Below are 12,021 nucleotides of genomic sequence, written 5' to 3' on the forward strand. Positions count from 1 at the left end.
GCTAGAACTCGACGAAGAAACCTATTTCCGCTTGCTTCCGATTGTAGGACGGGTTTTCGTAGTACACAGCACGAAGGTTGAACCCATAGCGCTTGGTAATCCATTTCCGCCAGACCAGTGAAACCTCATGGCTTGTGAAGTCGCTCAATATCGACTGTTCCCCCGTCAACTGATAGGCTTCCTTTCCGCCGTCGTACTTCAGGGTAATGTATTGCTCCTTGTCACGGCCGTAGGTCACCGCGATAATGCCGCGATTGGAGCGGATATTGCCTGGGTCGCTTCGGTTCAGACGCGCCCCCGCCTGAATGATCCAGGGTCCATCGAAGTAGTAGGTGGCGCCAAGCAGCAGCGTCTTGTCTGTATAGATTTCTTTGGCGCGGTAGTAGGTAAATCCAACACTCGCAACCAAGTTCTTTTTTTCAAGGAATTTTCGGAATAGCAGTCCGTCCACCCTGACCCGGGGCAGAAAGAACCCCCCAGAACTGGTGCCGGCGCTTAGGAAGCCGTACCAGTCCTCATTGAATATGCGCGTATACCCCGCACCGAAGAACGTGCCTTGATCTCCGAAATGGTTCTGGTGGCTGATTTCGCCGGTTACATAGTCTTTTGGGGTCAGGTGGACACCGCCTCTCAGATACTGGTCGTTCCAGTTCGAATTGTTGTCAGTGAGGTTAGCGTGTCCAAGACCACCCTCCAGGAATCCCGTGAGTAAGGGTGCGAAAGTTCTTGGCGCGTTGGCCTCTGCCTGCGCACGAGCGTGATTGGTTGCGCCAACCATCAGCAAGCCGAGAAGAGCGCACAAGCCTCTGCTATAGGTATCCGAGAGCGTCACCATTGATGTCCTATCGTATTTTTTTCGAAACCGCCGTCAGCGCTCTTGCCAAATAAGCTGCCTTTGCAGAGAATCAAGCGGACAGTCAGGTCACCAACCTTCTTTCAAGGGCAATCAGTCTGAATCCACGCCTCCTGCAGCGGGCCACTGGTCGGCAGCAGGCAATTGAAAAAAATCGGACACCCGTCAATGGAAACGACACCCCCCTTGGCAGGGAGAAATCGATAATGGTCGTTCCCGCGGCATGACGCTCAGCGACATTTCATGCCTGCCTGAACGGGTGCCAGCGACTGCTCGGGGGTTAGCCTCGCTTCAAACGCCAGATACAACGCCTCCTCAAGCACATTCCAGTGCTTCCCGTGCCGGAATTGAACGGATCGTACCCGCCAGCACGCGATTGCGTCCTTGTCTCCCATCTTATCCGCGACAAGGGCTATCAGGCCCCATGGAAAGTCGACCTCGGACGTCTGTAACCAGGTCATGCGATGTTCCTTCATCCAGGACTGATAGGCATTTTCGTTGGTCCGATTGGCAGGCTGTATATCGGCCAGAATCGGGAATATCTGGGCCACAGCATCGGGATAGAACTCCGACTTGTCGCGTGGCTGGGTACTCACCAGGAAACGCTCTGGCGGTCGCCAGAACACACGCAGAATGTCCTTGTCGAGCTGTTCGGCCTTACGCATCCAGTTGGCTGCGCCCACCCTGTCGCCCATCCGCAAGTAATAGCTGCTGACAGCCTTGAATGCGCTGGAAACCTCCACGTTGTCCATCAGCAATGCGACCGGCAAATCGGTTGAAATATAGTAGACGCCGGAACGCTTGTCGTACAGTGTGTCGAGATTCCGGCTGGCCTTATCGAAGCTCCTCTTCCAGGACGCCGGCATGCCCGCGGGCGGCACGGACCGCACCAGCACTTCCATCCAGGCTGCCATCAACGCATCATCCGCATCGGCTTCCTGACAGGAGACAAAGCGCTGGCCTTTCAAGCAATAGCGATCGAAACTGCCGTCGTCGTGCTGCCGCGGGAGTAGCCACGCTATCCACCGGCCCGCGGCCGCGTTCGTTTTCAGTCCGGCGTCCTGGGCAGCCAGCAGCGCCTTTGCGGCAAAGTACGGATCGATCGTGTCGCCGCCAAAATAGGTGGTGATTGCCCCGTCGGGGCGCTGATAGCCGGAAAGTACCAGGTCGGCTCCACAGGCCATCTGGTTGACGTGGGAGGCAAGCAGCAGTAGCAAAAGGAGAAGTTTCTTCATCGCATATGTGAGAAGTGCGCTACGGTGAGTCTATATGGCCCTTGGACACGACCCGTCCTTTCTCCAGCGCGCACGCCGCGCCAAAGACCACCGCGCCCACGCTCACGCGCATCACGGGTGCCACCACCGTGGTTGGTCTTTCTGCCGACCCTATCACACAGAGCGTCTCGATGTCCAACTCGCGCTCGGCCGAAACCGGCCCGGCAACCATGCACGATTTGGCTAGCACCATGGAGCCGGCGGCGATCAAGGCCCCGTCTATCCGCACCTCCGCCCCAAGCCGGATACTCCCGCTGGCCTTGACGCTGCCGGCAATCCTGGCGCCCGCGCCTATCCACAGATCGCCATGTACCACCAGGTCCCCTTGAAACATGCTTTGGGGGGAGATGGTTAGATCACGCGTCGCCAGCCAGCGCCCCTCCCCTGCGGCCTGCACATGTGCCGGAATCGCTTCCGTCCGGGTCTCGCCATTCTGCGGGCGCACGCTGCGCGGCGCGCTGGATTCTGCAAGATGGTGCATCCCGAATCCGATCACGCCTGCGCTGAGGTAAGCAAAATGGCATCCTTCATCAATGCGAATGGTGTGCGTGGCCGAGAGCGGGCCATCGAGGCGGCAGTGCGCCGCGATATGCGCGGAGCGTGCATGCGCCCAACGATGCAGTTCGCTGCCGCTTCCAATCGCGAGTTCTCCTTCGGATAGAACGGACTGCAAGTGATTCTTCTTTCCGGTCCGGATGCCGCGGGGGCCGTATATTTCATGCGTGAACGTAAAGCTGTCGGGCAGTATCAGCGATCCACTGGCGAGGACGGTCCGCTTGCAGACTCGCGAGGCTGCCTCCGCCCCGGTGGGCAACCATATGCCGGTCACATTGGCAACCGCATTCACACTGCGGATCGAATGGGCTGCACCACCGTGCCTCGTCGGCTCGGTTTGCATCACAATCATGGCACGGAGCTCCGCGGCCACGGCCGCGACGTCAAGCGTATGCTCGCTGTCGATCGCAAGCGGACGGATATCGCGCCGTCGCTGCCACTCAAGTACGGCTGGCACCAGCGGAAGGCCGAATACGAGCACAGTCAGCAAGCTCAGCAGCAAGGCCCACATCGGCTCAGTTCTCCTAGCGGTAACGCCTCGTCTTGTCCCAGCGGATTTGGCGCCGGAGCACGAAGTCGAAGGCGATCTGGCTGACGATAGCCCGTGACACGGTCACCACGCTTACCAGGAAGCCAAAGTAATTCAGGGGAAGCAGGCGAATACGCTCGCGGCTGCCATCCAGATAGACGGCAGCGGCGATCTCGAAGAACGCCGCGAAGTTTCCCAGGGTCCCATATGACATCAGCGCGAACAGGAAGATGGCCGCGCCGAGCAGCGGCATGCCGCTGGCATAGAACAGGGCGATGGCTAGCAGCCAGCCGCACAGCATCAGAGGCGCCATCATGTAGATGCCCAGCAAAGCCACGCCATCGATCTTCTCGAGGAGATTGTGATCGCGGCAAGTTGCCATTTTCCACCCGTGGCGGTAGAGCGCCTGGTTATGGCCCTTGGTCCAGCGCATGATCTGGCGGACACGGACGGGCCAGGTTTCCGGCACCTCTTCATAACACTCAGACCAGTTCTGATAGATCGTCTTCCAGTTGCTTAGCAGCAGCCGGTAGGTTAGATCCGTGTCTTCGGCCAGCACATCGTCGTGCCAGCCGCCCACACTTTTCAGTGCCCGCACTCTCACGCCGCCGACCGTCCCGCCATATTGAGGCACCAGGTTCAGGTTCATGCGGGCCTGTTGGTCCACCTGATAGCCGCCCGAGCGTTCCAGGTCCAGTAGCCGGGTAAGCAGATTGGTGCCGAGATTCATCGGCACCACCCTGCCCATGGTTGCGCCAACTTCGGGATCGAAGAATGGGGCCACCAGTTGCTTAAGCAGTCCTACCGGCGGCAGGTAGTCGGCATCGAACACGACGATGATGTTACTGGCAATGCGTTCGGTCGCGTCCTTGAGCGCCGCTGCCTTGCCCGGCTTTCCAGCAGAGCGGTGAAACGGGGAAATGCGGCCAGGATACTGCACCACAAAGTCGTCGATGATCTCTCGGGTCCGGTCGCTAGAGCGATCATTCACGGGCATGATGGTGAGTCGGTCGGCAGGATAGTCGGCGCGCAGCAGGCAGGCTAGCGACCCTGCGATCACTGCCTCCTCATTGTGAGCCGCGATCATGACCGTTAAGGTGGGCCAATCCGCGATGTCGATGTCGAGGTAGGGGTGACGTTGTTTGCCGAACAACCGGTTCAAGGTGAACAGATAGTGGCGCGTGGCATAGACGATGACTAGCCCGACGATCAGCAATAGGGCCACGGTGAGCGCAATAACGAGCCGCTGCCTGCCCGCTTGCACCGTGACCATAGACGGGGGGGGCTGGGACCATATACGCTGGGGCGGCACTGGCTTGGCCTGCTCATCGGATTCCGGGGTGTCCGTCGATAGGCTGGCGAGTGCTATCAGCGCAAAGAGTCGATCGCCGCTTGGGCTTGCTGCCGCACTCGACGCGGCACTTGCGGCGACACGCGACGCGGCTTGCGGCGCCGTGGCCGCCCGGACAGGGGTACCGCCACGGCCGGCAACTTCGCCGGCTACCCCATCCGGGACAGATCCGATGCAAACGAGTAACTCGCCCAAAGTCAAAAATATGCGAAGCGCTTGGCGCATGCTTGAGGAATCTCAGTTTCATGTTTACCCACCACGGGGCACAGTTCCTGTGCGCCCCCGCGAAATCGCCACAAGCCCCGTTGCGCGCGCTAATGCTTTCCACTGGTGAAGGTCAATGTGGTTCCCGCTCCGGCGGTTACCAGCCAGTTCGTGGTATCCCATGTGACGACAGCCTGGCCTTGCGTCACGGCCGGCTGGTTGTACGTTGAACGGGGAAGCACCCAGGTCATGTCCGTCAAATCGGTCGGATTGCTGGCCTGGAACGTCCACGCGTTGCCGGTGTCAGTCGCCTGCCAGGTAGTCTGCTGACGCCGTTGGGCGAATTTCGCCAAGGTGTCCATCGTGTACCAGCTGAACTGTCCGTTCTGCGTCAGCGTCGTGGCTCGCGAAAAGAGCGAGTTCAATACACCCTTGTAATCCACCGCGCCGAGCGGATGCATATAGATCAGCCGGCTGGTGCGATTCTTGACGACGAAGTCCATCAACTGCTTGTACCAGGCGGTAATGCTGGAAGCGGGAACACCGAATTCCTCGAATTCTTCGAAGGTCGCATACTCGCCGAAGGGCATCACCGGGAATGCCCGGATGGTGTTGTTTAGCAGCGCGCCGTTGCGATAGCTTCGGGTGGGCGCCATGCCGGTATGCCCGAGGAAGTAATAGCCAGTGTTGCCGTTGGCTTCCAGCCAGTTTATCGACCATTGCGGGGTATTACCTTCCGGTGCGGCGTACTCGATGCTCGGCTTTCCTGTTACCCCTTCAATGCTCTGTTTGTTAAGGACCAGATACTGTTCGAAGGTGGACTGGTTGGATTCGCTGGCATTAGCACCCCAGTAATCGTGAATCCATCCGCCATGACTTCCGATCTGGTGCCCCTTGCCCTGCATGTACAAAACCAGCTGCTGGGCTGTGGCGTTCTGAGACAGATTGATACCCTTGCCGTCGCCGAAGGCAATCTGATCGGGACCTGCGGTAATGACAATGGAGAACGGTCCGTTGTTGAAAATCCCCCAGCTCTTCAGCGTCTGCGCGGGCGCAATCTGATCCCCGGCGCAGAAGTGCATGTTCAGCACAAGCCCGGCCTTGGCTTTCGGCTGCGCGGAAAGCCTGGGCATCTTCATCAGATTGGTGCCGAAATAGCGCAGGAAACCGTGCATCAGCATGCCGTCTGTCTGTCCCTTCAGATACGCAAGCGGCAGGTTGACGAACAGAACGCCGCCCGAGCCAAAAGTCCGTAAGCCTGCCACCAGCCCGAAGTTTGGCGAGCTCAGCAGGGCACTGCCGGTATAACTTCCCTGCGTGACGAAGCTGGGATAGGTCAGGAAGCCATAGACGTAACCGGAAACCCCTTCCACGGGGTCGGTCGTGGAGGTGTTATCCCACACCATTGACTTGCCGGGAGCCACCTGAATGGTCCGTAGCGTGCTGCTCAGGCCAGTGATCGGTCCCAGGCCAATCATGAAGCCGCCCAGTTGGTCATAGAGCACGTAGTCGACCCCTGCGAGATTGCTGAGGCGACTCCTCGGCGACGAATAGAAGCCGGTGGTGGTGAGCGCGCCGAAGTCGTAGACCAGCATCACCTGGCCGCCTTGGGTAGTGTAATTCTCAAGTGCTGCGACCAGCGCATCGCTCGCGTTCACATGGACCTGGTCCGGCAGGATCAAGCCTGGGAACTGGGCAGGCGTCGTACCCTGGAGGAACTGCGTGTCGTTGATAACAGTGATCTTCAGGCCTTCTTCCAGTGCCGCGTCGAGCCAGGCCGAAACCCGCGGATCGGGCAGGGTCATCGTATCGGGCACCAGCAATGCAATCTGGTTGGTGGCGGCATGAGTCTTGGCGGGCAACGCCAGGGCCACCGCCAGCATTGCCAGTACGCAGCCCCTTTGCAGCAATGAGTAGAGATTGTGGAACACGGTCTTCTCCGAAGCGCGATTTGAATTGGCCTCGCCGTGCGCAACCCGCTGCTTCGCGGGTGCGTGTCCAAGCAAGCCACCTCGGACGCGGGTCTATACGCTCGTTTGCGGCAAAACGCCGCAATGCCTAAGCTTGTGTCAGTCCGGTTCGGCGCCCGGCGCAGGGGCGAGCGCGTACGAGCCTGCTTTGACCTTGGGGCCCTTTACGGCCTTGTTCGGGGGTTTTTTTGCGTTCTTCTTATCCTTCTCTTTCTTGTTCTTTCCTACCGCATCGGCTTCGACACCCACCTCTAACTGGCTGGCATGGTCATAGCCCTTCAGCCCACCAGGATCCGACGGGCTAGCGGGCAGATAAAGTGGCGTTTCAGCCGAGACCGCCGCGGCCTCTTCCGACAATGCGGCGTGGGCCGGTGCCGATGCAAGAGCGCTTGCGACAAGAAGCGCTGTTGTCACTGTTGCGAACCTCATCGTTCACTCCTCCCATAAAAGCGCCGGCCGTATTTCGGTGCCTGGACTGAAGAAACGCCGAGCAACGATGTTTGGGGGGGGGGGGCGGCCAGCCTTGGTAAGTTATGGATTTGAATGCTTTATGTCCCAGCTATAAGATTGCTGGCCCAGCCATGGCAACCGAGAGTTGTCGTATTTCCGATAATCGACAGGCATGGTCGCCTCCAGTGCATTGACGATGCGTTCGCTGGCGTGGCCGTCGCCGAACGGGTTGTGCGCACGCGACATGCGGGCGTACTCATCCGGATCGTTCAGCAGCAACTCCGCGGCAGCGATGATACGTTCCGTATCGGTGCCCACCAGTCGCGCGGTGCCGGCGGCAATTGCCTCTGGGCGCTCGGTGGTGTCTCGTGTGACAAGGACCGGCTTGCCCAGCTCGGGCGCCTCTTCCTGGATCCCACCGGAATCCGTGACGATCATGTAGGCGGACGACATCAGGAAGACGAACTGCAAATACTCTTGGGGCTCGATCAGGTGGATGTTTGGATGTCCCCCCAGGATCGCTTGTACCGGTTCCCGCACGCGCGGATTGAGATGAACAGGATAGATAATCTGGATATCGTCATTGCGGTTAGCCAGCCTGCGCAACGCCGTGCAAAAGTGTTCGAACGGCGCGCCAAAACTCTCTCGCCGATGTCCTGTCACCAGCACCAGCCGGCGCGTACTGTCCAGATAGGGGTATTGCCCCATCAGCTGGATCCGCATGTCCAGATCATTATCCAGCCGGCGCTTGACCTCGAGCAAGGCATCGATTCCAGTGTTGCCCGTCAGGCTGATGCGGGCGGGGTCCACGCCTTCTCGCAATAGCGTGTCCTGCGCCTGTTGCGTTGGCGCAAAGTGCCACGACGCCATAACATCTGTGACGCGTCGGTTCATTTCCTCCGGCCACGGTGCGTTGAGATTTCCGCTCCGCAAGCCAGCTTCGACATGCCCGACGGAAATGTTGCGATAGAACGCGGCAAGCGTGGCCGCCAGGGTGGTGGTGGTATCGCCGTGAACCAGCATGGCATCCGGCGTGTACTGATCCAACACGGCATGAACGCCTGAGAGCACCCGCGTCGTGATGTCGGAGAGACTCTGTCCGACGCTGATAACATCCAGGTCAAAGTCCGGAACTATTTTGAAAAGCTGCAGTACCTGATCGAGCATATGGCGATGCTGCCCGGTGACGCAGACCCGCAGATCGAAGCCCGTTGATATCCGCAACCTGTGAATCAGGGGCGCCATCTTGATGGCTTCCGGCCGCGTTCCGAAAACGGCGAGCACCTTTGGCATTGGGAATCCTCTCGTAGTGAGGCGGGTCCACTACTGAGAATCCTCGTGACTCCCAGGGCTCTCCGGTCGAGTCATGACATGAACGATCGGGGTTCTTTTCTCAGCAGCGCGATGCTAGAGACTAATTACCGCAAAAACTGTGCCAACTGAACGTAACTTATTGATTAATTGGAAGATTCTATTCAATGAATTCAATACATGACACAGCGCTTATCTGAAATGGTTGCAGGTTTGAAACAAGGCCGGCGGGTGCGCGTGCCGGAGAGGGCAGCAGTTTAGTGAATCGCGCGGTCCCGCATGGCCAAGGCTCTCAGAAGGCTGCTGCGTGAGCGCACCGCATCGCGATGTGTATCAATGTTGCCTTCCCCGCCAAGCGGCATCAGTCCAATCCCGCGATGACGAGGTCCCCGAAAATGCTTGTCGAGTCTCTGGCCGGGATAGGCCGGCGCATTCAGCCAGATGACCTGCATCCAAATGGGGAGGCTCCAAGCCAGTCCTTTCAAACCGGAAAATACTCCTACTTTTGGCTGAACTCGAGAGGATCAACGGCTGTGTTAGGAGGAAGACGAAAGGGTTACATGTATGAAACATGCCTTAGGTCAGATTTAAATATCTAGCGAACCTTGGTGGGCTTTGTGACCCAAATACCACTGAGAGCAGCGTCGCTCGCCAGCCACAGGGCCAGATTGCCACGCCAAACTGAGGGTCGGGGCGACCGGTTCCCGCGGTGAGAACGCCTGCTCGAGGCGTCCTCGCTCCTGGCCATACCGATCACGGTGAGCTTCATTTGGGACACCTCCCGCTAAGGTGGTTGCACACTCGCCACTTTGGCACAGCGGTGCCCTCGTGCTGAGGCTTCTCTTAGTTCCTCTCGCAGGTGAGCGCCCGTTGCCGGGGGAGGCGTCCATACCATCTTCCCTAGCAAAAGCTTTCTGCCTGAAATGCGTTGTATGCAATGACAGAACACAGAAGATTGCATCACGACGCGCAAGGACTAGCGCCCCCTCAAGGCCGCCACATCACTTGGCGGGAGCACAACCAGCTTTTTTTCGTCCGCTGGCCGTGACCAGGAGTACAGCGGCATCCTAGATGTCGCTAGTGGACACACCGCGCTGCGCGTCAACTGCCCCTCGCCTACTTCGACTGCCTCCTAAAATTTCCGGGCGTCGCTTGCAGCAAGGGTCACCATGTTCTGCGAGAGGCAAGAGGATTGCGAATCTCCGATGTGATGGAGAAAGTCATTGTCCCGTAGCTCGTCGGTCAGCATTTCCTGCATGAAGAATCGGTAGTCCCATTCATCGCCCTTCTCGATCCCAAGCACAATCGGCACTGCCTCAGAGGTGGCGCCGTTTGTTCGGACAGGGATCCGGAGTTTTTAAGTGGAAGCGCTGGGGCAGTCAGGCTGCCGATTTGATCGCTGGCAGCGAGGCGAAGGATGCCTCATCCGGGGTCTGGTCCGCCAGACTGGAATGGGGTCGTCGTTGGTTGTACCAGGTCAGGTAGTTAGCGATAGAGCGCCGCGCATGGCTGACCGAGTCGTAGGCTTTCAGGTAGACCTCCTCATATTTGACGCTGCGCCAAAGGCGTTCAACGAACACGTTGTCGCGCCAACTGCCCTTGCCGTCCATCGACAGCAGGATGCCGCAGTTGAGCACGGCGTCGGTGAACTCCGTGGCGGTGAACTGGCTGCCCTGGTCGGTGTTGACGATCTCCGGCGCGCCGTATTTCGCAAAGGCCTCCTCAAGCGCCTCGACAGCATGGCAACTCTCCAGAGTGATCGCCACCCGGTGGGCCAGTACTTTGCGGCTGGCCCAGTCCACCACCGCCGTCAGATACACGAAGCCCCGCGCCATCGGAATGTAGCTCGTGTCCAGCGCCCACACCTGGTTGGCGCGATCGATCTTCCGGTCGCGCAGTAGGTATGGCCAGATCTTGTGCGCCGCATTCTTGCGACTCGTGTTCGGGCGACGGTACAGCGCCTCGATGCCCATGCGCTTCATCAGCGTGCGCACGTGCCGGCGGCCGACCGGGATGCTCTCCCGTCGCAACAGGCGGGCCAGCATGCGTGCGCCCGCGAAGGGATGCTCCAGATGCAGTTCGTCGATTCGGCGCATCAGCTTCAGATCCGCGTCGCTGACCGGACGCGGCTGGTAGTAGGCGCTCGATCGGGCAATGCCGACCAGCTTGACCTGGCGGCTCACCGGCAGCGGGTGATCGCGGTCAATCATCGCTTTCCGCTCAGCAATCCCGCTTTGCTGAGCGCGCTTTCTAAAAAATCATTCTCCAGCGTCAACTGGCCGATCTTTGCATGTAGCGCCTTCACGTCCACCGGCGGCTCGGCCGCAGTCTTGGCTTTGCCGCCGAACACGTCCGCAGCATGCTCCGCCAACTGCTGCTTCCACTCCGTGATCTGGCTCGGGTGCACGTCATACTGCTGGGCCAGCTCCGCCAACGTCTTGTCGCCCTTGAGCGCGGCCATGGCCACCTTGGCCTTGAAGGTCGCCGAGTGGGTCCGTCTGTTTCGTTTCGTCATCTTCTGGGTCCTTTATGCTCGCCATTATGGCTGGCTCAGGCCCCAGCTTTTCCACTTAGCCGACTGTCCGAATTTCCGCGGCCACCTCTCTCTTCCCGCTTTCAGAAGTCGATAGTCGCTCAAACCGCGAGCCAGACAGACCCCACTGCGTGAACTCTCCCGCGCCCTTCTTGTGGATTGCGCTCACAATCGTGTTCGCAAGGTGGGCCAGGACGGTCTACACGGTCGTCTTGTCCAACTCAGTCGCGGCGACTAGGTGTGCGAGTAGGCTCGACTTGTTGAACGGACAGGATCGAACCGATGGCGCCATTCGACCGAGACGATGATCAATCGGGGGGCAGCACATCGACCTACGCTTCGTTGGTTGGAGGACCACACTGCTTTTATTTAGGCCTAATGAAGAGACAAAGTCGACTTGGCGAATTTGTTTGCCGAAGAACTAACGCTTTTGCGCACTCCGCATCCAAATCACGTGATCAATCAGGAGGTGGAGGGCGACACGCAGGGCGTTTGGGATGGTCGACGCCTGCAGCAGTTGCTCGGCAATCTGGTGGTAAATGCAATCAAGTACGGCACAACGGACGAGCCAGTGCGAGTGGTTGTGACCGGCGACGAGAAGGAAGTTCGTTTTGAGGTCAGGAATAGTGGGCAAGCCATCGAGCAATCGACCCTTGCTCAACTCTTTGACCCTCTAAAGCGAGCCCCCGTGCATGAGAGTAGCCATACAGCCGATGGCAGCCTTGGACTGGGCCTGTACATTGCGCGCGAGATTGCCCGAGCCCACGGTGGCGAGATAACAGCACGGTCCGACCAAGTAGAAACAGTGTTTGCTGTCCGCCTGCCTCGCTGCGAGTAGAACTCATGTTGCAGATCGTTATTTCCGCCAATGCCGATATTTTGACGCTGTTGCCTCCCCTTGCGCTGACGCTTTCCAATCTCACGGAGCACCGCAGTGAGCATGCCAGGTTCTTAGAGCCCGTTTGAAAATTCACCGCAGATGTGTTCTAAC

10 protein-coding genes and 1 pseudogene are annotated in these 12,021 nt (G+C 59.0%); 2 read left to right on the top strand and 9 right to left on the bottom strand.

What is annotated here, in order from left to right; translation table 11 throughout:
• Nucleotide 1: 1 nt before the first annotated feature.
• The 9 genes and pseudogenes from AC1DT6_RS13400 to AC1DT6_RS13440 all read right to left on the bottom strand — a co-directional run.
• A complete protein-coding gene (locus AC1DT6_RS13400; RefSeq protein ID WP_441627194.1) occupies nt 2-835 on the bottom strand; it encodes a YaiO family outer membrane beta-barrel protein in 834 nt (277 codons plus the stop codon).
• Nucleotides 836-1,083: 248 nt separating this feature from the next.
• Nucleotides 1,084-2,088, bottom strand: coding sequence for a hypothetical protein (locus AC1DT6_RS13405; RefSeq protein ID WP_441627196.1), 1,005 nt, complete (start codon nt 2,086-2,088; stop codon nt 1,084-1,086).
• A gap of 19 nt (nt 2,089-2,107) precedes the next feature.
• Nucleotides 2,108-3,193, bottom strand: coding sequence for a bactofilin family protein (locus tag AC1DT6_RS13410; RefSeq protein WP_441627198.1), 1,086 nt, complete (start codon nt 3,191-3,193; stop codon nt 2,108-2,110).
• Nucleotides 3,194-3,206: 13 nt separating this feature from the next.
• Nucleotides 3,207-4,484, bottom strand: coding sequence for a glycosyltransferase family 2 protein (locus AC1DT6_RS13415; RefSeq protein WP_441627244.1), 1,278 nt, complete (start codon nt 4,482-4,484; stop codon nt 3,207-3,209).
• Nucleotides 4,485-4,876: 392 nt separating this feature from the next.
• Nucleotides 4,877-6,649 (bottom strand): polysaccharide deacetylase family protein, encoded by a 1,773-nt coding sequence (locus AC1DT6_RS13420; protein ID WP_441627200.1) that lies wholly within the window; start codon nt 6,647-6,649, stop codon nt 4,877-4,879.
• A 186-nt stretch (nt 6,650-6,835) separates the two neighbouring features.
• The gene (locus tag AC1DT6_RS13425; RefSeq protein ID WP_441627202.1) at nt 6,836-7,165 is read right to left on the bottom strand and encodes a hypothetical protein; all 330 of its coding nucleotides are present in this window, start codon (nt 7,163-7,165) and stop codon (nt 6,836-6,838) included.
• Between the two features lie 102 nt (nt 7,166-7,267).
• Complete coding sequence (gene wecB / locus AC1DT6_RS13430; RefSeq protein WP_441627204.1) at nt 7,268-8,479, bottom strand: non-hydrolyzing UDP-N-acetylglucosamine 2-epimerase; 1,212 nt, start codon at nt 8,477-8,479, stop codon at nt 7,268-7,270.
• A 1,397-nt stretch (nt 8,480-9,876) separates the two neighbouring features.
• Nucleotides 9,877-11,012 (bottom strand): IS3 family transposase gene (locus AC1DT6_RS13435; RefSeq protein ID WP_441627206.1). Its coding sequence is split into 2 segments (ribosomal slippage): nt 9,877-10,748 and nt 10,748-11,012, totalling 1,137 coding nucleotides; the frame shifts between segments, so codons are not numbered across the junction.
• A gap of 136 nt (nt 11,013-11,148) precedes the next feature.
• Nucleotides 11,149-11,295, bottom strand: a pseudogene (locus AC1DT6_RS13440) (HU family DNA-binding protein); the annotation flags it as partial.
• A 132-nt stretch (nt 11,296-11,427) separates the two neighbouring features.
• On the opposite strand from AC1DT6_RS13440, the gene AC1DT6_RS13445 reads away from it, so the two are divergent.
• Together AC1DT6_RS13445 and AC1DT6_RS13450 are read left to right on the top strand one after the other, a co-directional pair.
• Complete coding sequence (locus AC1DT6_RS13445) at nt 11,428-11,868, top strand: sensor histidine kinase (RefSeq protein WP_441627208.1); 441 nt, start codon at nt 11,428-11,430, stop codon at nt 11,866-11,868.
• Nucleotides 11,869-11,873: 5 nt separating this feature from the next.
• Nucleotides 11,874-11,996 carry a hypothetical protein gene (locus tag AC1DT6_RS13450; protein ID WP_441627210.1) on the top strand — a complete coding sequence of 41 codons (123 nt, stop codon included), beginning with the start codon at nt 11,874-11,876 and terminating at the stop codon, nt 11,994-11,996.
• The last annotated feature ends 25 nt before the right edge of the window (nt 11,997-12,021 follow it).

Source organism: Cupriavidus sp. 01L45, assembly GCF_056399885.1.